We start from the raw sequence: 21255 nt of genomic DNA on the forward strand, positions 1-21255 counted from the left end.
GGTCTCAGGGAACCAGATACCCTCTGACACCGGTAAAAATGATCTGCGCTGCCAGAGCACAGACGAACAACCCCATCAGGCGGCTGACAATCTGCAGGCCCTGGTCACCGAGGATGCGTTCGATTCGATCAGACAGATACAGAACGACTCCAACGCTGAAACTGGCCAGGGCAATACTCAGAATGGCGGTGAGCTTGTCGTCCCAATGAGGCTGGCTGACGCCCATGACCAGCAGCGCACCGATGGTGCCGGGGCCGACGGTGATCGGTATGGTCAAGGGAACGATGGTGACATCCTGCTGGATGTTATCGGTCTGGACCGCTGATTTGCCTTGCGCCATGCCCAGTGCCGAAATGAACAGCACGCTGCCAGCGCCAATCCGGAAGGCATCCACAGTGATGCCGAATACATCGAAGATCACTCGCCCGAACAGATAGAGCAGCACGCTGGAAATCAGTGTCGCCAGTGCGACCTTCCACGCCAGGCGCCGTTGTTCCTTGCGCGAGTGGCCGCGTGTCAGGCTGATGAAGCAGGAAAGAACGAAGAACGGGCTATAGAGCACCAGCATCTTCAAATAAACGCTGAACAGCACATGGAGCATGATCTTGGCTCACGGCAGCAAGTGGGGAGAGGCAGGCAAGTCTATCAGGCGGCTTTGTTTCGACTCATCAGTTCTGCTGGTAAAGGCTGCCGTTCGACGTCAGGTTGCGTGTTGCTTCACGCTGCGCGACCCAGTATTCGATCAGTTCCCTCAGCTGTGAAAGCTCGATGGGTTTTGCCATGTGCCCGTCCATGCCTGCCTGACGGGCGCGGTCCTTGTGTTCGGCCAGGATGTGCGCCGTAAGGGCCACGACCGGGGTCCGTACGCGCTGGTTGCCCACTTCCCAGGCTCGCAGTTGTTCGGTCGCCGAGAAACCATCGAGGATCGGCATTTCACAATCCATCAGGACCAGATCATAGCGCTGGGCTTTCATGGCACGCAGGGCTTCTTCGCCGTTGCTGGCAGTATCGGGGTGCAGATTGAGCTTTCCGAGCATGCCGCGGATGACCTTGGTGGAGATGCTGTTGTCTTCGGCCACCAGGATACGGAAGTCGCCGGGCACGCTGACCGGAGTGTTCAAGGAAGGCTGCGCCGGGAGAGGCACGACACCTTTGTTCAACTGGGTCAGTTCGTCCGCCAGTGTGGTCTTGAGCGTGTAACCGGCTACCGGCTTGGCCAGGATACGCTTGATACCGGCATTGCGGGCGATGATCTTGCTGGGTGCATTACTGATGCCGGTGAGCATGATCAGCAGGATATCGTGATTGAGGCTCGGGTCTTCCTTGATCTTGGCAGCCAGTTGCATGCCGCTCATGCCGGGCATGTTCTGGTCTAGCAGCACCACGTCGAAATAGTCGCGCAGATGCGCCTTGGTGCGCAGCAGCGCCAGGGCTTCCTTGCCGGACGGTACGGCACTGACGTTCAGGCCCCACGCACTGCATTGCTGCACCAGTACCTTGCGGCAGGTATCGTTGTCGTCGACGACCAGCACACGGGCATCCTTGAGCGGGCCGTCCAGATCGGTAGTCGGCTGCTCCAGCAGTTTGGAGTCCAGTGGCAGGCTCAGCCAGAGCGTGGTGCCCTGAGGGTTGCCGTTCTGGATGCCGAATTCGCCATCCATCAATTCCGTCAGCCGGCGTGCGATCACCAGGCCCAGATGGCCGCCGAGCTTGTTGCTGGTCAGGAAGTGCTTGCTGTGCAGTTCGGTGTGCATCAAGGCATCGCGTTCCTCGGTAGACAGGGGCATGCCGCTGTCCTGCACAGAAATACGCACGCGATGTTTGCCGGGTTTGGAGTCAAGAGCGACTGCCAGCAGGATCTCGCCCTCTTCGGTTTTCTTCAGGGCGTTTTCCAGCAGGCTCATCAGCGTCTGGCGCAGACGTGTCGGGTCACCACTGATGACGCGCGGAACCTGAGGGTGAATCATGCTGATCAGCTCGACATTCTGCTGCTCGGCCTTGGCGCGGAAGATATTCAGGCAGTCTTCGACCAGAGCGCTGATATCGAACTGCACATCGTCGAGTTCGATCTGCCCCGATTCCAGCTTGGTGATGTCGAGAATCTCGTTGATGAGTGTCAGCAGTTCGTTGCCTGCACTGTGGATGGTTTCCACATAGTCGCGCTGCTTGACCGACAGTGGCGTGTCCAGCAGCAGCTCGGTCATGCCGAGCACGCCGTTCATCGGGGTGCGTATTTCGTGGCTGATCTTGGCCAGGAACTCGGCTTTGGCATTGACCTCTGCCGTGCTGGCAGCCTGGTCGCGGCTGAGGCTGAACTTGTCCTCGGTAATGCTGCGCGAACGCTCGTTCAGGGCGATGCCCATCAGCAGGCCGCAGATACAGAAAACCCCCAGCAGGGCGAGGATCAGCCACTGCGGCGGGATCAGGCTCAGCCACAGCAGGCCCGGAACGATGACCAGATAGCCGAGGTTGAAGATGATCATCGAAACCACGAACAGGCGCGCCGGCCGGTAGCCTTTCTGCCAGTGCCAGATCGATACCGTCAGGATGCTCAGCGTGGTCAGGGAAACCAGCAGGAAAGTCATGACGTTGAGCGGCAGGCTGTCGAAGAGCAGTACCAGCAGCACACCCGTGCCCATGAGTACGGCGTCGATCTGCATCAGCCGGTCGAGTGGCTTGATGCCCCGATGCACAAAGAAGCAATAGGTATAAAACAGCCCCGCCACGGCGGCGAGCAACAGCGCAATGTGAGCGCCCGGAGTTTGCGCGATATGCCAGGTCTTGGCCATGTCGAGCAGGTTGAGCAGCAGGAACGCACTCAGCGCGAGCAGGGTTTCACAGGCTGCCAGCCACAGGTTGCTGCGCGATTTGGTATGCCAGTAGCGCGTGAGGTTCTGGGTGATCAGCATGATCAGCGCGCCGAACAACAGGCCGAACAGAAAGGGTTCGCGCTCATCTGCCGCGCTGGCTATCGCCGGTTGCAGCGTGATGCTGGGGCGCAGTTTCTGGGTCGAGACGAGTCGCAGATACAAGTCCAGCGGGACGTCGCTTTGCGGGACGGGTAGCAGAAAATCGTTGGAGGGCAGTCGCTGGTCCTGCTTGGGCACATCGTTGCCTGTGCGCAGGTGATCGACCAGCTTTTCGCCTTCGATGATGTACAGGTCTCCGCTGGCCAGGTCTGGCGCGAAGATGCGTATCAGTTGTTCGTGCCGGGTAGGAGGGACCCGATAGTGAAGCCATAGCGCGCTGTTGCGGTCTGCGGCAGTGACCCGTTCAAGGTCGATGGGGCTGAACTGGTTCTGGTAGCGGGCCGAGCGGATATCGTTCAGTTGCAGGCTTGCCTGTTCGTCGAGCAGCGTCGACCAGCCTGCGCCATGCTCGGCCTTGGCCGTAAGCATGAAGAGCAAGGACAGTAATCCGGCTGTTGAAACTATGGCAATCCTGAGCCAGCGCACGTTGATATCCCTTCCTGAGTGAATGCCTGATAACAGTGCGCAGTACCGGAGCAACCGACCAGCCCCCTTGTCAGGGGCTGGTCCGGCAGACTTATTCCTGACTCTCACCACGCTCACGGGCAATGGCGCGATAGCCAATGTCCTTGCGGTAGAAGCAACCTTCCCAATCAATCTTCGCAGCCAGGGCGTAGGCGTTTTCCTGTGCGTTACCGACGCTGTCGCCCAGTGCGGTTGCACACAATACGCGACCACCGCTTGTGACGACACGCTCATCTTTCAGTGCCGTGCCTGCATGGAATACCTTGCCTGGCAGTTGTGCCGCTGCATCCAGACCTTCAATCGCCGCGCCTTTGGCGTAATCGCCAGGGTAGCCACCGGCAGCCAGAACGATACCCAGGCTTGGACGAGGGTCCCACTGTGCTTCAACCTTGTCCAGTGCCTGGGCCAAAGCGGCCTCGACCAGCAGCACCAGGCTCGATTGCAGGCGCAGCATGACAGGTTGGGTTTCCGGGTCGCCAAAGCGGCAGTTGAACTCGATGACTTTCGGGTTGCCAGCCTTGTCGATCATCAGACCAGCATAGAGGAAACCGGTATAAACGTTGCCTTCTTCTGCCATGCCGCGAACAGTTGGCCAGATGACCAGATCCATGACGCGCTGGTGAACTTCGGCAGTAACCACAGGAGCAGGGGAGTAAGCACCCATGCCGCCGGTGTTCGGACCGCTGTCGCCGTCGCCGACACGTTTGTGGTCCTGGCTGGTGGCCATTGGCAGAACATTCTTGCCATCGACCATCACAATGAAGCTGGCTTCTTCGCCATCGAGGAATTCTTCGATCACAACTCGCGAACCGGCTTCGCCAAAGGCATTGCCTGCCAGCATGTCGCGAACGGCGTCTTCTGCTTCGGTCAGCGTCATTGCAACGATCACGCCTTTACCGGCTGCCAGACCGTCGGCCTTGATGACGATAGGGGCGCCTTTCTCACGCAGATAAGCCAGGGCAGGCTCGATCTCTGTGAAGTTCTGGTAGTCGGCAGTCGGGATCTTGTGGCGAGCCAGGAAGTCTTTGGTGAACGCCTTGGAGCCTTCGAGCTGAGCGGCACCGGCAGTCGGGCCAAAGCAGTCCAGGCCACGGCTGCGGAACAGATCCACGACGCCTGCAACCAGCGGGACTTCCGGACCAACGATGGTCAGGGACACGTTCTTCTCGGCAAAGTCGGCCAGTTGCTCAAGAGCCAGTACGTCGATGGCGACGTTCTCGCACTTGGCTTCGATGGCCGTACCGGCGTTGCCCGGCGCGACGAAAACCTTCTCGACCCGCGGGTCCTGAGCCACTTTCCAGGCCAGAGCGTGTTCACGACCGCCGCTGCCGATAATCAATACGTTCATAAGTGAAAGTCTCCTTCGGAGAAAAGCTACAAGCTGCAAGTGAAGGCTGATCGCGCAGCTCTCGAACTACAGCTTATGGCTTTGAAAAATTGAACTGCCGCATCAAGAAAGAACGGCGCAATCCGCTCTTTCTTGTCGCTTGCAGCTTGAGGCTCAAAACTGCAATCAGTGTCTGAAATGGCGCATGCCGGTAAATACCATCGCAATGCCCGCTTCGTCTGCTGCCGCAATCACTTCGCTGTCGCGCATCGAGCCACCTGGCTGGATGACGGCAGTGATGCCTGCCTTGGCGGCATTGTCGATGCCGTCGCGGAACGGGAAGAATGCGTCGGAAGCCATGACCGCGCCCTGAACCTGCAAGCCAGCGTGCTCAGCCTTGATGGCGGCGATGCGTGCGGAGTTCACGCGGCTCATCTGGCCTGCGCCGACGCCGATGGTCTGGCGATTCTTGGCGTAGACGATGGCGTTGGACTTGACGTACTTGGCGACTTTCCAGGCGAAGATCAGGTCGTGTACTTCGTGTTCGGTCGGTGCGCGCTGGGTGACGATCTTGAGGTCGGCAGAAGTGATCATGCCGATGTCGCGGCTTTGTACCAGCAGGCCGCCATTGACGCGCTTGTAATCCCAGGCAGCGCCACGTTCGGCAGCCCATTGGCCGGTGGTCAGCAGGCGAACGTTGGCTTTGGCCGCAACGATGGCAGCAGCTTCGGCGCTGACGCTTGGTGCGATGATGACTTCAACGAACTGACGGTCAACGATGGCCTTGGCGGTGTCGGCGTCCAGCTCGCGGTTGAAGGCAATGATGCCGCCAAAAGCGGATTCGGCGTCGGTGGCGTAGGCCAGGTCATAGGCCTTGCGAATGCCGCCTTCGTCGTCCGGGCTGACGGCGACGCCGCACGGGTTGGCGTGCTTGACGATCACGCAGGCTGGCTTGACGAAGCTCTTGACGCATTCCAGGGCGGCATCGGTGTCGGCCACGTTGTTGAACGACAGTTCCTTGCCTTGCAACTGGGTAGCGGTCGCGATGCCGACTTCGGCAGGTCTGGCCTCAACGTAGAACGCCGCGCTCTGGTGCGGGTTCTCGCCGTAGCGCATTTCCTGCGCCTTGATGAACTGGGTGTTGAAGGTACGCGGGAACTGGCTGCGGCCTTCGGTGCTGAGGGTTTCGGCGCTCTGGTCGACGCTGCCCAGGTAGTTGGCGATCATGCCGTCGTAGGCAGCAGTGTGCTCGAAAGCCTTGAGCATCAGGTCGAAACGCTGAGCGTAGGTCAGGCCGCCGGCCTTGAGGTTTTCCAGGACCTGGGCGTAGTCGCTGGCATTGACCACGATGGCGACGTCCTTGTGGTTCTTCGCAGCGGAACGAACCATGGTCGGGCCGCCGATATCGATGTTCTCGATGGCGGTCGGCAGGTCGCAGCCCGGCTTGGAAACCGTGGCTTCAAACGGATAGAGGTTGACCGCGACCAGATCGATCGGCTTGATGCCATGCTCGTTCATGATTGCATCGTCGATACCGCGACGACCCAGGATGCCGCCGTGGATCTTGGGGTGCAGAGTTTTGACCCGGCCATCCATCATCTCGGCGAAACCGGTGTAATCGGCCACTTCCACGGCTGCAACACCGTTGTCCTGCAGCAGCTTGAAAGTACCGCCAGTCGAAAGAATCTCGACGCCCAGCGCTTCAAGCTCGCGTGCGAATTCGAGGATTCCTGTCTTGTCGGAAACGCTGATCAAAGCGCGGCGGATCGGCAGGCGGGTAGTCTGGTCGGTCATTTCAATTTCCATCAAAAGCAAAGGAAGTCAGCAAAAAAAGGCGACCGCTGTGCAAGGCGGGTCGCCTTTTCTGTATTGAATAATGCTTAAAGCAGGTCGTACTGCTTGAGTTTCTTGCGCAGCGTGCCGCGATTGAGGCCCAGCAGTTCGGAAGCCTTCGTCTGGTTGCCCTTGACGTAGTTCATCACGCTTTCGAGAAGCGGAGCCTCGACTTCCGACAACACCAGGTTGTACACGTCAGTGACGGAAGCGCCTTCGAGGTGGGCGAAATAATTGTGCAGCGCCTTCTCGACACTGCCGCGCAGGGTCTGACCCTCTTCGCTCGGCGTGTTGAGGTGCTGTTTCAAATTGACGTTGTCGCTCACGGGTGTTGTTCCACTCACTAAAGTCTCGGTCATCATCGTCATGCGGCCACCTCTTCTTTATTCTGGTTATCCGGGCCCTTGTAGCCTTGGCTCAAGAACTCCCGGACGTTGGCGCACTGTGCTTCCGTATCTTCCAAACGATTGAAATGGGCGCGAAATTCCCTGGCGCCCGGCAAGGTTGCGAGATACCAACCGACATGCTTGCGTGCAATACGCACGCCCATCACGTCCCCATAGAAGGCGTGGAGGGCTGTCAGATGTTCAAGCAGAATACGTTCCACTTCACTGACCGGCAGCGCTGGCAGTTTTTCGCCAGTACGCAGGTAGTGATCTATTTCACGAAAAATCCATGGTCGCCCCTGGGCGGCCCTTCCAATCAGTAACCCGTCCGCTCCGGTGGCCTGTAGCACGTACCGGGCTTTTTCGGGTGAATCGATGTCGCCATTGGCGAATACCGGAATCGACATCGCCTGCTTGATTTCGGCAATGGTGTCGTACTCGGCTTCGCCGGTGTAAAGGTCTGCACGGGTCCGACCGTGAACCGCCAGCGCCTGTATTCCTGACTGTTCGGCGATTCTGGCGACCGTAAGGCCGTTCTTGTTGTCGCGGTCCCAGCCGGTGCGGATCTTCAGGGTCACCGGTACATCGACTGCAGCCACTACGGCCTGCAGAATCTCACTCACCAGCTTTTCATCTTTCAGAAGCGCCGAGCCTGCGGCCTTGTTACAGACCTTCTTGGCCGGGCAGCCCATGTTGATGTCGATGATCTGGGCACCCAGTTCGACATTGGCCCGCGCTGCCTGCGCGAGCATCTGCGGATCACCGCCGGCGATCTGGACCGAGCGGGGCTCGGGATCACCTTCGTGGATCATGCGCAGACGCGATTTGCGACTGTTCCACAGGCTCATGTCACTGGTGACCATTTCCGATACCACCAGGCCTGCGCCGAGTTCTCTGCACAGTTGCCGGAAAGGCTGGTCGGTGACGCCCGCCATCGGGGCGAGAATCAAGCCATTCTGTAACGTATACGGACCGATGCGTACCGCCGACATAGCTTTACCTATCGTGGGGCCGGATCATCCGCAGGCCGTGTAAAAAACCGTTCCACACGGTCTGCAACAGCCCCGTCTTCAGTTGCTTGCGCAACCTTGAGACTGAACCGAGAGTTTGAAAAAGGGTTGGCATGATACCCGCTCTCGATGACTGGATAAAGGCTGAATTGGATAAAATCTGAACAGTTATTTTCTTATCGCTAACGGTTCGCTTTTTGGGCGAAATGTCATGAAAACTTCGCTATTTATGCTTCATGGCCCGCGCAGACGTGCTTTCAGGCACCTGAGAGCATCGGCGGGCAGGGTGAGGCCGGGCTCATTCCGGTGAGCGGAAGTTCAGACTGTAATTCACGGCTTTGGCGCCAGGATCGAGGATATCCAGCGCAATATGGATCGGTGTCTGGGGTGGCATCTCTTCCTTGCCAGCCATTTCGCCGCTCAAGTATTCGCCCGGTTTGAACCGACGACTGGCAATGAGCTGACCGCTGGTATCGGCAAATCTTAGCTCAAGAAGCGGAAACGGCTGTGAGAATGATGCGCGGTTGTAGATGATTGCGTCCACTACCAGTGCGCCCTGGAACTCCGGATGGCTGCGCACCACCAGATTGCTGCTCTTGAGCAGTGCAATGTCGACCTTCGATGGCACCTTGCAGTCAATTTTCGGGCAGATCTGCTGGAACCAGGGGCGGTACTGGTCCTGTCTGGCCAGATGGTCGAAGTGATACCAGATGTACTGGCCCGCCAGCCCTGCCAGGGCGAGCAGAACCAGCAGGCCCCAGAACAGGCGGCGTCCCCAGCGTGGCTTGGGGCGTTGCCAGTCCAGTTGCAGCGGGTCATCGGTCAGGTCCAGAAGTGCCTGATCGCGCACCGCCGGTTCGTTTCGCGTGCGTTTGCCGCGAGGGGCGATCGATGGCTCGTGTTCGTCGTCGTGATCGTCTTCCTCTTCATCCCGTGCCGACCAGCGCTCAGTGCTTTCACTGGTTGGCTGCTTGCGGGAGCTGAGTGCCGGCTGGTCATCGTCCAGATCGACGTCGCCCAGTGACAATGACGGCTCGGTCCGTTCACGGCCGGCAGGCTGCTCGGGTTCGGGGCTTGAGTCGGGTTCGGGCTCCGCAGTCGGCTCTGTGGCGGTGACAACTTCGGCCTGTATTTCCGGCAGGTGGCTGACATCGTCATTGCGCAGGCTGCCGACCCATGTGCTTTCTTCGGCTTCCGCATTGTCCCGCTGGGCCGTCAGCAATGCATCGCCGTTGCGGGTGTTTGCCTTGCCGAAGGTGTCGGGCAGCTGGATTTCCCGCTGTTCAAGCCGGGCGAGTTCTTCGTCGAGGTCCAGATTGTCCAGGTCGAACTCGCTGACCTTCCAGGGATCGTCATCTTCCGGGATGACTTCCTGAGGTGCCGGAGTCGGTTCGGGCTCGACGATCGGCGCGGGAGGCGCTTGTTCGGTGACTTGCGGGGCGGAGATTTCCTGTGCGGGCGGTTGCGTGATCTCGGGTTCGTCGGTCGAGCGCTGCTCCAGCAGTTGCCGGGCGGCATTGAAAACCTGCAGACAGGCTCCGCAGCGCACCACGCCGCGGGCCACGCTCAGTTGGGCGTGGCTGACTCTGAAACTGGTTTGGCAGTGGGGGCACTGGGTGACGAAGCTGTCGGTCATGCTGCTGTCCGGTTCAGGCGGCTGTTAACGGCGACGACCTGTGATGCGTACCCAGCCATCACGGTTGGCGATAGGGTCCAGATCGAATGTAGCAGCATAGGCTGCGGCTACTTCCTCACCTTGTTCTGCAAGAATTCCGGACAGTGCCAGACGACCGCCGGTCTTGACCAGTGTTGCCAGTTGCGGGGCCAGCGATACCAGCGGGCCGGCCAGGATATTGGCGACCAGCACGTCGGCCTGTTGCTGGGGCATGTCTTCAGGCAGGTATAGCGGGAAGCGCTCGGCTGCGATGTTGTTGCGTCCGGCATTGTCACGAGAGGCTTCAAGTGCCTGAACGTCGATATCGGTGCCCACTGCCTGCTCGGCGCCCAGCAACAGTGCAGCGATCGCCAGGATGCCCGAGCCACAGCCGAAATCCAGCACGTTGCAGCCTTTGAGGTCCTGGCCGTCCAGCCATTCCAGGCACAGGGCTGTGGTCGGGTGGGTGCCGGTGCCGAATGCCAGGCCCGGATCGAGCAGCAGGTTCACGGCGTCAGGCTCTGGAGCAGCGTGCCAGCTCGGGACGATCCACAGGCGCTGGCCGAAGCGCATTGGCTGGAAGTTATCCATCCAGCTGCGCTCCCAGTCCTGGTCTTCGATGACTTCGGCGGTGTGCTCGGGCAGTTCGGCGTCGGTCAGCAGGCGCAGGTGCGCCAGTGCCAGATCGGCGTCGGTGTCGGCTTCGAACAGGGCCAGCAGGTGGGTGTGTGCCCACAGCGGGGTGGTATTGAGTTCAGGCTCGAAAATCGGCTGGTCTTCGGCATCCATGAAGGTCACGGATACGGCGCCGACTTCAAGCAGCGCGTCCTCGTAGGTTTCGGCTTGTTCTGGGCTGATGGCGAGGCGGACTTGCAGCCAAGGCATGGCGGATTACCTTCGAGTCAAAATGTGTGCGCGGTACTGCCGCGAAGAAGCGGGCAAGTTTACTTCTATGCGGCGCAAACAACAAAGCCGCATCGCTGCGGCTTTGTTGATCTGAAACACGCTGACTTATTGATTGGCCAGTTTGTGCTCAAGATAGTGGATGTTGACTCCGCCTTCGCAGAAGCCTTCATCACGGGTCAGGTCGCGGTGCAGCGGGATATTGGTCTTGATCCCGTCGACCACGATTTCGTCCAGGGCATTGCGCATGCGTGCCATGGCTTCGTCGCGGGTCGCGCCCCATGTGATCAGCTTGCCGATCAACGAGTCGTAGTTCGATGGAACCTTGTAGCCGCTGTACAGATGCGAGTCTACACGCACGCCGTTACCGCCTGGCGCGTGGAAGTGCTTGACCAGGCCCGGGCTCGGAATGAAGGTTTTCGGATCTTCAGCGTTGATACGGCATTCCAGCGCATGGCCCGTGATGACAACGTCATCCTGGGTGTACGACAGTTTGTTGCCGGCGGCGATGCTCAGCATCTCCTTGACGATGTCGATACCGGTGACCATCTCCGAAACCGGGTGCTCTACCTGAACACGAGTGTTCATTTCGATGAAGTAGAAGCGGCCGTTCTCGTACAGGAACTCGAACGTGCCGGCGCCACGGTAGCCGATGTCCACGCATGCTTTTACGCAAGCTGCGAACACGTCCTTGCGGGCTTGTTCGTCGATGAACGGTGCCGGTGCTTCTTCCAGGACTTTCTGGTGACGGCGTTGCAGCGAGCAGTCACGGTCGCCCAGGTGAATGGCATTGCCCTGGCCATCGGAAATGACCTGAACTTCCACGTGACGTGGGTTGGTCAGGTATTTTTCCAGGTAGACCATCGGGTTGCTGAACCAGGCAGCCGCTTCGGCGCGGGTCTGGCTGGCAGCTTCGATAAGGTCTTCCTCGCGGTGAACCACGCGCATGCCGCGACCACCACCGCCACCGGCGGCCTTGATGATCACCGGGTAGCCGACTTCACGGCCGATGCGCAGCGCGGTTTCTTCGTCTTCCGGCAGTGGGCCGTCAGAACCTGGAACCGTCGGTACGCTGGCGCGCTTCATGGCGTCCTTGGCGGAAACCTTGTCGCCCATCAGGCGAATGGTGTCTGCTTTTGGGCCGATGAAGGCGAAGCCCGATTTCTCTACCTGTTCGGCGAAATCCGCGTTTTCCGCAAGAAAGCCGTAGCCCGGGTGAATCGCCGTGGCGCCGGTCAGTTCGGCTGCCGAGATGATTGCCGGGATATTCAGGTAGGACAGGTTGGCTGGAGCCGGACCGATACAGACGGTTTCATCTGCCAGGCCCAGGTGCATCAACTCGCGATCTGCCGTGGAATGTACAGCGACGGTCTTGATGCCCAGTTCCTTACAGGCACGCAGGATGCGCAAGGCAATTTCGCCGCGGTTGGCGATCAGAACTTTTTCCAACATCGCAGGCTCTCCCCGGTTCAAACGATAGTGAACAGCGGCTGGTCAAATTCAACCGGCTGACCGTTTTCTACCAGGATGGATTCGATCACACCGCTGGCTTCTGCCTGGATGTGGTTCATCATTTTCATCGCTTCGACGATGCAGATGGTGTCGCCTTTCTTGACGGTCTGGCCGACTTCGACGAATGCAGGCGAAGTAGGTGCCGGGGTGCGGTAGAACGTACCGACCATTGGCGACTTGACCACGTGACCGTTCAGCTTCGGAGCCGAAGGTGCTTCTGCGGTAGCAGCAGCGGCAACCGGTGCGACCGGAGCAGCAGCTACAGGCGCGGCAACTGGAGCCGGCGCGTAATACGGTTGTGCCGGAGTCTTGCTGTGACGGCTGATCCGTACGGATTCTTCGCCTTCACGGATCTCCAGCTCGTCGATACCAGATTCTTCCAGCAGTTCGATCAGTTTCTTGACTTTGCGAATATCCATTAATCATCAACTCCCAAGGGGTCTGTCAGGGCATTTCGGCAGCCGGTTCAAGCCGTGAGGGCCAGCGATGCTGGTCCGGTCATGGCTTGGAGCTAACGGCCAATTGTTCCAGGGCGGCCTCCAGGGCCAGTCGGTAACCGCTGGCGCCAAGGCCGCAGATCACTCCTACAGCAGCATCTGAAAAGTAGGAGTGATGGCGGAAAGGTTCGCGTTTGTGCACGTTTGATAAATGCACTTCGATGAATGGGATGCTCACTCCCAGCAGCGCGTCACGTATTGCCACACTTGTATGTGTAAAAGCAGCCGGATTGATGATGATGAAGTCCACGCCTTCGGTGCGTGCAGCATGGATTCGGTCGATCAATTCGTACTCGGCGTTGCTTTGCAGGTACATCAGATGGTGACCGGCATCGCGAGCGCGCTGCTCCAGATCCTGGTTGATTTGAGCCAGGGTGACGGCACCATATATCCCGGGCTCGCGAGTACCGAGCAGATTCAGGTTGGGGCCGTGCAGTACCAGGAAAGTCGCCATCGTTTATTCCTTTATTTTGTTTACGGGCGTTCACGCCCGGCGACTATGCCGCAAGGGGAATGTACTGTCCAGTTAACTACAGTAGCCAGCACAATGAGCGATGTTTGCGTAAAGTTTATGACCCGACACCTAATTTTGGTCATTTGCTCTATTTATGCGCTCAAGGAAAGCAGGAACGTCGATTTCACCAATGACTCGGACATTTTTCAGTTCTTCGCCGCTTTTACTGAAAAATAACAACGCGGGTGGTCCGAACAGCTTGTAGCGGTCAAGCAGGGCACGTTGCTCTGCATTGCTGTCTGTCATGTCGAACCGGATCAGGCTGTAGCCCGTCAGTTTCTCGATGACGCCTGGATCAGGCAGGACTTCATGCTCGATAACCTTGCAACTGATGCACCAGTCGGCATACCAGTCGAGCAGCAAGGGTTTGCCTGCATCTTTTGCTTCGCTCAAGGCCCGGTCCAGTTCGGCAGACGTGGTGATGGTCTGCCATTGGGACGTCACCGGTATTGCCATACCGTTGCTGATGGTGGCTGCCTGTGGGCGCCCCAGTGGACGAGTCGGGTCAGTTTGCCCGCTCAATGCGCCGTACCAGCATGCCAGAGCGTAGACGAACAAAAGCAGGCCGAGAAGTTGCGCGAGTTTTTGGCGTGAAGATTTTGCAGTGAATTCCAGGGCTCCGAGGAACAGCGCGACACCGGCACACAGAATGCCGATCAGCAGCAAGGTGATCTGCCCTGGCAGTACGCGGCTCAGCAAGCCTATGGCCAGGCCCAGCAGCAGCACGCCAATGGCGTTTTTCACGGTTACCAGCCATGGGCCACTCTTTGGCAGCCACGCCGCTCCGCCGGTCGCGACCAGCAATAACGGCGCTCCCATGCCCAGCCCCAGGGCGAACAGTTTCAGGCCGCCGCCCAGAGCATCTCCGCTGGCGCTTATATAGAGCAGCGCGCCGGCCAGTGGCGCCGAGACGCAAGGTGATACCAGCAGGCTGGAAACCACGCCGAGCACGGCTGCGCCCCAGAGCGAACCACCTTCGGTCTTGCCTGCGATACGATCCAGTCTGTTGCTGATGGCTTGCGGAAGACGCAGTTCAAAGACGCCGAACATCGCCACGGCAAACAGCACGAAGAACAGCGAAAACGGCACCAGTACCCAGGCCGATTGCAGACGTGCCTGCAGGTTCAGGCCCGCTCCGAACATGCCCATCAAGGCGCCCAGCACGGCGAAGCACACGGCCATCGGTAAAACGTAGGCCAGTGAAAGACTCAGACCGCGCAGACCGCCGACCTGACCCCGCAAGACCACGCCGGAAAGAATCGGCAACATTGGCAGCACGCAGGGCGTGAATGTCAGGCCGATACCCGCGAGAAAAAACAGCGCCAGCTCTTTCCAGCTCCAGGCCTGCTTGCCTGCCGTTGATGCGGTGTCGGCAGGTGGCACGTCACCAATATTCAGTCGCTCGGTTTCCGGCGGGTAACACAAGCCTTTATCGGCGCAGCCCTGATAGCTCACGCTCAGGACAAAAGGCCGCTCTTCACCGGGCTTGCGGGGCAGGTCGATGTCCAGAATGCCGTGATAGACCTCGACGTCGCCAAAGTACTCGTCGTGTTTCTTTTCGCCTTGGGGCAATTGCGCCTCACCCAGGCCGATGTCGGCAGGTTCGGTGCGGAACTGGAAGCGATGGCGATACAGGTAATAGCCGTCGGTGGCGACGAAGCGTAGCTTGATCGATTGCGGAGTCGTTTCGATCAGGCTCAATTTGAATGCCTGGCGTACAGGCAGGAATTCCTTGCTGTTATCCAGTGTGGCGCCGCCCAGTGTCGGTGCAGGGCGACTGTCCAGCAGGCTGGTCCCGAAAGCGGGCAGGGCCAGGATCAACAGCATCAGGCATAACAAACGGCGCATGGCAGGCTCGATTCTCGAAAGTCAGCGCATGATAGCGGAGTGTTTCACGGCATGCAGGGATGAGGTTTGTAAGGATGGATTTCGGGAGGGTCCTTGAGCGGCTGAGCTTTCAGGCCTGAATCTCAGGCAATACCACGTGGTAAGGCACCTCGACGACCGCCGAATGCACTTGATTGCGCCCGGCATGCTTGGCGCGATACAGCGCGTTGTCGGCCTGGGATGCAAGAGTCAGGCTGTCATCATGCACGCCGAGTGCGACCACGCCGGCACTGAAGGTGCAGAACAGGTCTGTGGGTTGCGCGGGGTAATGTATTTCCGCAAAGCGATAACGAATTTCTTCGAGCACCTGATGTGCGCTCTGAATGTCGGTGTCCGGCATCACGATGGCGAACTCTTCGCCGCCGTAGCGGCCAATGAAATCGGTTTTACGCAGGCGCTGTTTGAGGAATAACGCCAGGCTCTTGATGACACGGTCGCCCATCGGGTGGCCATGGGTGTCGTTGACCTTCTTGAAGTGGTCGATATCGAGCATGGCAAAGCACAGGGGCTTGTTCTCGCGGCGTGCGCGGAAGCTGCAATCCTCCAGCAACTGGAGGATGTGTGTGTGGTTGTACAGGCCGGTCAGGCTGTCGCGCACCATGCGGGCCTTCAGGCTTCGCGCCCGGGCTGCCCGATTGCGCACGGTGGTGATCAGGTGGCGTGGCTTGATGGGCTTGGTCAGGAAGTCATCGCCACCTTCGCTCATGGCGTCGAGCTGTTTGTCCTGATCATCTTCGGCAGACAGATAAATGATCGGGACGCTGACGTAGCGGTCATTGTGGCGAATGACCTTGGCCAGTTCCGTGCCGGTGCATCCGGGCATGTACATGTCGAGGATGATCAGGTCCGGCTGGAATTCGGCCAGTTCGGACATGGCCTGGATCGGGTCCAGCAATGTCCGGGTCACGATTCCGGCGGCATTGAGCAGGCGTTCGGTGTGAGTGGCCTGGGCGCGGGAGTCATCGATGACCAGCACTTTATAAGGCTCATACTGGGCAACGCAGGTCAGGACCTCGATTTTCTCCAGCAGGCTTGAGGCTTCCAGTGTGCCGGTCAGAAACTCTTCGCCACCGGCGCGCACTGCGGCCAGCCTGGTCGGCGTATCGGTTTCATGATGGCTGAAGAACAGTAGCGGCAGTTTCTGCTCCAGTCCTTCCTGAACCTGGGAGGCGAGCTTCAGGCCTTCGCCCGGGCCGCTGAAATCCACGTCCATGATGATGACCGACGGATGGCGCTCCAGCATCGCGGACTGGAACTGTGCCACGTTGTCCAGTGACAGGGCCGACAGGCCGAAGAACTCCAGCTGTTTGGCCAGCCGTTCGGCCCGCTCGCGGTCCTGCAAGACCACATAGACTGGCTTGCGCAGTGGCGGAAGGGAGGTTTGTTCCAGTTTGTCGCCGTGACGCAGGCCTGTACGTGAGAGGCGTTGCATCAAACGGTTGAGTTCGGTGATCAGGCTGCTATTGAGGCGGCCGCGATTGGCTTCGACCGTTTCCAGTGCCAGGCCGATATCCCGGGCCAGTTGCAGGTGTTCGGCCTGCTCGAAACGCTCGGCGAAACGCAACAGACGCAGGGTCGAATCCTTCAGCTCGGCCATATCGGCGAGCGACCATTCGGATTTCTGCAGGCGTTGCCAAGTCTCAAGAATCTGACGCGCTTGATGAGTGACCCTTTGGGCAAAGTGATGCTTGAGACGATCGCGGCTAGGGTCTTCTGACTCGGTCATATTATGAGTACTGTGGGTTCGCTGAGTAGTACCACTGCTGGCGCTATGCTAGCACCTCCGATTGTATAGAAGAGTGCCGTAAGTCACTTATTCGTCAACAAAAGAGCGTCTGGTTTCTGTCAGAGTCATTTTTGTGCCCAAAGGTTGCGTGATAGTCGTTATTTCTCTGCCATTCGCACCTTGTTCCTGAGTCGGGGTGTTGGTGCGGCAACAAAACCTTGCGCCGTACATGTCAGCAAAAGGCACCTTGCTGTAAGGTTGCGGTCGAAGCCCTGAACCTGTGATTGAAAAGGACCCTTACCATGCTGGATTGGAAGAACCGCGCAGGCAGCGCGGGTGAGCGTACCGCTGATACTGCGTCGGTCAAGAGACGTGGTTACCTGGGCAACCTTTTCTATAGCAGGGCCTTGGGCTCCCTGATTCTGATCTATCTCCTGGTCTCCCTGCTGGTGGGCTGGTACTGGAGCAAGGAACCTGCCCTGTTTCCTGTGCAGCAGAATGCGCAGGCCGCCGCCGAGCGTGAAGGCAAGCCGATGGTCATTGGCTACACCACCGTCGAAACCCTCAAGACAGTTACCCAGACGCTGCTCACCAAGCGTGGCGGTTATCTGTCCAACGACCGCTTTCCGCCAGGCCTGTGGCTGGACAACATGCCAAGCTGGGAATATGGCGTGCTGGTGCAGGTTCGTGACCTGAGCCGTGCGTTGCGCAAGGACTTTGCCCGTTCGCAGTCGCAATCGGCTGAAGACGGGGATCTGGCCCGTGCCGAGCCGTTGTTCAACTTCGACAACCGCAGTTGGGTGTTGCCATCGAGCGAGTCGCAGTACACCGATGGCATCAATGCCTTGAGCCGTTATCAGGCCCGCTTGTCCGATCCTAACCAGAAGGGCGCGTTGTTCTACGCCCGTGCCGACAACCTGAATAACTGGCTGGGCGATGTCGGTACCCGCCTGGGCTCCCTGTCGCAACGCCTGTCGGCCAGTGTCGGGCGGGTCAAGCTCAACAGCACTCTGAAAACCGAAGCCATTGCCTCGGTCAAGCCGGGCGAAGTGCCGCAGGTCGATGAGGAAATAGTGGAAACCCCATGGTTGCAAATCGACAACGTCTTCTATGAAGCTCGTGGTCAGGCCTGGGCGTTGTCGCATCTGCTGCGTGCCATCGAGGTGGACTTCGCGGACGTACTGGCCAAGAAGAACGCGACCGTCAGCGTGCGTCAGATCATTCGTGAGCTGGAGGCTTCTCAGGAGCCGCTGTGGAGCCCGATGGTCCTGAACGGCAGCGCGTTTGGCGTGTTGGCCAACCACTCGCTGGTCATGGCCAACTACATCTCGCGAGCCAACGCGGCAGTTATCGACCTTCGTCAGTTGCTGTCCCAGGGCTGATGGCCGTTTCTTCGCACGAGGCCGCGCACCGCGCCGCCTCGGATGCCGAACTGATCGCCTGGGTCGATGAGCAGGATCAGCTATTGGGCTCGCTCCCCCGTGCCCAATTGCGCGAGCGCGGTCTGATCGGGCGAGGCACCTATATATTGCTGTTCAATTCGGCAGGCGAACTCTGCGTTCACCAAAGAACCCTGAGCAAGGCCATTTACCCAGGTTTCTGGGATGTTGCGGCGGGCGGTATGGTTCAGGCTGGGGAAAGCTATGCCGAGTCCGCAGCCCGCGAGCTGGAGGAAGAGCTTGGTGTGGGTGGTGTTGCGTTACAGGCTCATGAGCAGTTTTTCTTCGATCAGCCGGGCAACCGGATCTGGTGTGCGGTGTTTTCCGCCGTCTGGGACGGGCCTCTGATCCTGCAACCGGAAGAGGTGTTGCAGGCGCGTTTTATCCCGGTGGCGCAAGTGCTGACGGAAACCGCTGAAAAGCCTTATTGCCCGGACTCTCTGGCGGCGTTGAAACGCTATCTGGAGCAGGTCGCAAATGTTCAGTAAATTGGCGCATTCAGGCTCTTAGCAAGCATGCTTTTTGCCGGTACACTGCGCGACCTTTTCAAGCTGGGCCGGCCAAGCCGTTCCAGTAGCGCTGCCCCTGCCAGAGTGGGGCTTCGCGGTCGAAGGCTCAATACCGAGCCCGGCCCGTCTTCAGTCCTCAACAAGAGGATTTCCCGTGGCTAAAAAAGCCGCATCCTTCGCCGCCCTGGGTGGCCTGGTGTTTTCAACCGACGCAGGGCGCCATTGCCCCGAATGTCGTCAGCCCGTCGATGCCTGCACCTGCAAGCAAACCGTCATCCCTGAAGGAGACGGCATTGCGCGCGTGCGGCGCGAGAGCAAAGGCCGTGGAGGCAAGACCGTGACCACCATCACGGGCGTGCCGCTGGCCGAGGAAGGGCTCAAGGATCTGGCCAAGGCGCTCAAGCAGCGTTGCGGTACAGGCGGAGCCCTCAAGGACGGAGTGATCGAGATTCAGGGCGATCACGTCGAGCTGTTGCTGGCAGAACTGGTCAAGAAAGGCTTCAAGGCCAAAAAGTCTGGCGGCTGAGCGAGAACCAAACCGTCATTTCCACTCTCTACACTGCGCATGCCTGTCATTGGGCCGGCGCTACATGACTTATCTATAGGGGACTTCGATGTCCGTACGACGCACACGCAAAGACGATGGCAGCCAATGGACCGTTGCGGACAGCCGCAGTGTTTACGGGATTCGTCATTGGGGGGCCGGTTATTTTGCGATCAATGAAGCCGGTCGCGTTGAAGTTCGTCCCAAGGGGCCGGGCAGTTCGCCCATCGATCTCTATGAGCAGGTCGACAATCTGCGCAAGAGCGGTCTGTCCCTGCCATTGCTGGTGCGTTTCCCCGATATCCTGCAGGACCGTGTCCGCCAGTTGACCGGCGCTTTCGACAGCAACATTGCACGCCTGGAATACCAGAGCCAGTACACGGCGCTGTACCCGATCAAGGTCAACCAGCAGGAAGCGGTGGTGGAAAACATCATCGCCACCCAGAACGTCTCCATCGGCCTTGAGGCGGGTTCCAAGCCCGAGCTGATGGCGGTGCTGGCGCTGGCCCCCAAGGGCGGGACCATCGTCTGCAACGGTTACAAGGACCGCGAGTTCATCCGCCTGGCACTGATGGGCCAGAAGCTGGGTCACAACGTCTTCATCGTGATCGAGAAAGAATCCGAAGTCGAACTGGTGATCGAAGAAGCCGCAGAACTCAAGGTCGCTCCGCAAGTGGGCCTGCGCGTGCGCCTGTCTTCGCTGGCCTCCAGCAAGTGGGCCGACACCGGTGGCGAAAAATCCAAGTTCGGGCTGTCGGCCGCACAGTTGCTCTCGGTGGTCGAGCGTTTCCGCAAGGCTGGTCTGGACCAAGGCATTCGTCTGCTGCACTTCCACATGGGTTCACAGATCGCCAACCTGGCGGACTACCAGCACGGCTTCAAGGAAGCGATTCGTTACTACGGCGAGCTGCGCAACCTGGGGCTGCCGGTGGATCACATCGATGTGGGCGGCGGTCTGGGTGTGGACTACGACGGCACGCACTCGCGTAATGCCAGCTCGATCAACTACGACATGGACGACTACGCCGGTGTCGTTGTCGGCATGCTCAAGGAGTTCTGCGATGCGCAGGGCTTGCCGCATCCGCACATCTTCTCCGAAAGTGGCCGTTCTCTGACCGCGCACCACGCCATGTTGGTGGTGCAGGTGACTGACGTCGAAAGACACAACGATGACGTCCCGGTGATCGAAGACAAGGAAAGCCTGCCGGAAACCGTGCAGTGGCTGATCGATCTGCTTGGCCCGACCGATATCGAGATGGTGACCGAGACTTACTGGCGCGCCACGCACTACATGAGCGATATCGCGACCCAGTACGCCGATGGCAAGATCAGCCTGGCGCAGAAAGCCTTGGGCGAGCAGTGCTATTTCGCAGTCTGCCGCCGCCTGCATAACTCGCTGAAGGCCCGTCAGCGCTCCCACCGTCAGGTGCTGGACGAACTCAACGACAAGCTGGCCGACAAGTACATCTGCAACTTCTCGGTATTCCAGAGCCTGCCCGATACCTGGGCCATCGGGCAGGTATTGCCGATCATCCCCTTGCATCGTCTGGACGAAGAGCCTGTGCGCCGTGCGGTGCTTCAGGACCTGACCTGTGACTCGGATGGCAAGATCAACCAGTACGTGGACGAGCAGAGCATCGAAACCAGCATGCCGGTGCATGCCCTGAATGAAGGCGAAGACTACCTGCTGGGGATTTTCCTGGTGGGCGCCTATCAGGAGATCCTGGGTGACATGCACAACCTGTTCGGTGATACCGATTCGGTGAACATTTACCAGAACCTGGACGGCAGCGTGTACCACGCCGGTATCGAAACCCACGACACCATCGAGGACATGCTGCGTTACGTACACTTGTCGCCGGAAGAACTGATGACCCATTACCGGGACAAGGTTGCCAGCGCCAGGATCAGCCCGCGTGAGCGTACGCAGTATCTGGATGCGTTGCGCCTTGGCCTGACTCGTTCGTCTTACTTGTCTTCCTGATCTGTTCTTCTCGAATGAGCGGAACGCCGCCCGATT

The 21255-nt window shown here is 59.2% G+C and carries 17 protein-coding genes; 4 read left to right on the forward strand and 13 right to left on the reverse strand.

Going from position 1 to position 21255, the window contains the following annotated elements:
* Positions 1 to 4: 4 nt before the first annotated feature.
* The 13 genes from ACODS3_RS22015 to ACODS3_RS22075 all read right to left on the reverse strand — a co-directional run bounded on the left by ACODS3_RS22015 (position 5) and on the right by ACODS3_RS22075 (position 16743).
* Positions 5 to 601 carry a MarC family protein gene (locus tag ACODS3_RS22015; RefSeq protein ID WP_201005026.1) on the reverse strand — a complete coding sequence of 199 codons (597 nt, stop codon included), beginning with the start codon at positions 599 to 601 and terminating at the stop codon, positions 5 to 7.
* A 67-nt stretch (positions 602 to 668) separates the two neighbouring features.
* Complete coding sequence (locus tag ACODS3_RS22020; protein ID WP_304574777.1) at positions 669 to 3455, reverse strand: hybrid sensor histidine kinase/response regulator; 2787 nt, start codon at positions 3453 to 3455, stop codon at positions 669 to 671.
* A gap of 91 nt (positions 3456 to 3546) precedes the next feature.
* Positions 3547 to 4842, reverse strand: a complete 1296-nt coding sequence (gene purD, locus ACODS3_RS22025) for a phosphoribosylamine--glycine ligase (RefSeq protein ID WP_201005024.1) — start codon at positions 4840 to 4842, stop codon at positions 3547 to 3549.
* 165 nt (positions 4843 to 5007) lie between these two features.
* Positions 5008 to 6615 (reverse strand): bifunctional phosphoribosylaminoimidazolecarboxamide formyltransferase/IMP cyclohydrolase, encoded by a 1608-nt coding sequence (gene purH / locus ACODS3_RS22030; RefSeq protein ID WP_201020347.1) that lies wholly within the window; start codon positions 6613 to 6615, stop codon positions 5008 to 5010.
* Between the two features lie 86 nt (positions 6616 to 6701).
* On the reverse strand, positions 6702 to 7022 hold the full coding sequence (gene fis / locus ACODS3_RS22035) for a DNA-binding transcriptional regulator Fis (protein ID WP_002555375.1): 321 nt from the start codon (positions 7020 to 7022) through the stop codon (positions 6702 to 6704).
* A complete protein-coding gene (dusB, locus tag ACODS3_RS22040) occupies positions 7019 to 8032 on the reverse strand; it encodes a tRNA dihydrouridine synthase DusB (RefSeq protein ID WP_201020348.1) in 1014 nt (337 codons plus the stop codon). Before dusB ends, fis begins: the two co-directional genes overlap by 4 nt.
* 316 nt (positions 8033 to 8348) lie before the next feature.
* Positions 8349 to 9686: a DUF3426 domain-containing protein gene (locus ACODS3_RS22045; RefSeq protein WP_489036268.1), complete on the reverse strand. Its 1338-nt coding sequence runs from the start codon at positions 9684 to 9686 to the stop codon at positions 8349 to 8351.
* A gap of 24 nt (positions 9687 to 9710) precedes the next feature.
* Positions 9711 to 10589 carry a 50S ribosomal protein L11 methyltransferase gene (prmA, locus tag ACODS3_RS22050; protein ID WP_201005017.1) on the reverse strand — a complete coding sequence of 293 codons (879 nt, stop codon included), beginning with the start codon at positions 10587 to 10589 and terminating at the stop codon, positions 9711 to 9713.
* A 126-nt stretch (positions 10590 to 10715) separates the two neighbouring features.
* Entirely contained in the window at positions 10716 to 12059 is a 1344-nt protein-coding gene (gene accC, locus ACODS3_RS22055) for an acetyl-CoA carboxylase biotin carboxylase subunit (protein WP_201005015.1), read from the reverse strand.
* A 17-nt stretch (positions 12060 to 12076) separates the two neighbouring features.
* Positions 12077 to 12538, reverse strand: a complete 462-nt coding sequence (gene accB / locus ACODS3_RS22060; RefSeq protein ID WP_489036271.1) for an acetyl-CoA carboxylase biotin carboxyl carrier protein — start codon at positions 12536 to 12538, stop codon at positions 12077 to 12079.
* Between the two features lie 79 nt (positions 12539 to 12617).
* A complete protein-coding gene (gene aroQ / locus ACODS3_RS22065) occupies positions 12618 to 13070 on the reverse strand; it encodes a type II 3-dehydroquinate dehydratase (protein ID WP_201005012.1) in 453 nt (150 codons plus the stop codon).
* A 129-nt stretch (positions 13071 to 13199) separates the two neighbouring features.
* Positions 13200 to 14978, reverse strand: coding sequence for a protein-disulfide reductase DsbD (locus tag ACODS3_RS22070; protein ID WP_489036273.1), 1779 nt, complete (start codon positions 14976 to 14978; stop codon positions 13200 to 13202).
* A 109-nt stretch (positions 14979 to 15087) separates the two neighbouring features.
* Positions 15088 to 16743, reverse strand: a complete 1656-nt coding sequence (locus tag ACODS3_RS22075) for a response regulator (RefSeq protein ID WP_201020352.1) — start codon at positions 16741 to 16743, stop codon at positions 15088 to 15090.
* A 302-nt stretch (positions 16744 to 17045) separates the two neighbouring features.
* Here ACODS3_RS22075 and ACODS3_RS22080 point away from each other — a divergent pair, with 302 nt between their 5' ends.
* The 4 genes from ACODS3_RS22080 (at position 17046) to speA (ending at position 21219) form a co-directional block, all read left to right on the forward strand.
* A complete protein-coding gene (locus ACODS3_RS22080) occupies positions 17046 to 18125 on the forward strand; it encodes a DUF2333 family protein (RefSeq protein ID WP_201005006.1) in 1080 nt (359 codons plus the stop codon).
* Positions 18125 to 18670 carry an NUDIX hydrolase gene (locus tag ACODS3_RS22085; protein WP_489036276.1) on the forward strand — a complete coding sequence of 182 codons (546 nt, stop codon included), beginning with the start codon at positions 18125 to 18127 and terminating at the stop codon, positions 18668 to 18670. Before ACODS3_RS22080 ends, ACODS3_RS22085 begins: the two co-directional genes overlap by 1 nt.
* A 175-nt stretch (positions 18671 to 18845) precedes the next feature.
* A complete protein-coding gene (locus tag ACODS3_RS22090) occupies positions 18846 to 19217 on the forward strand; it encodes a translation initiation factor Sui1 (protein WP_201005002.1) in 372 nt (123 codons plus the stop codon).
* An 88-nt stretch (positions 19218 to 19305) separates the two neighbouring features.
* Positions 19306 to 21219 (forward strand): arginine decarboxylase, encoded by a 1914-nt coding sequence (gene speA, locus ACODS3_RS22095; protein WP_201020354.1) that lies wholly within the window; start codon positions 19306 to 19308, stop codon positions 21217 to 21219.
* The last annotated feature ends 36 nt before the right edge of the window (positions 21220 to 21255 follow it).

Source organism: Pseudomonas sp. FG43 (assembly GCF_057809175.1).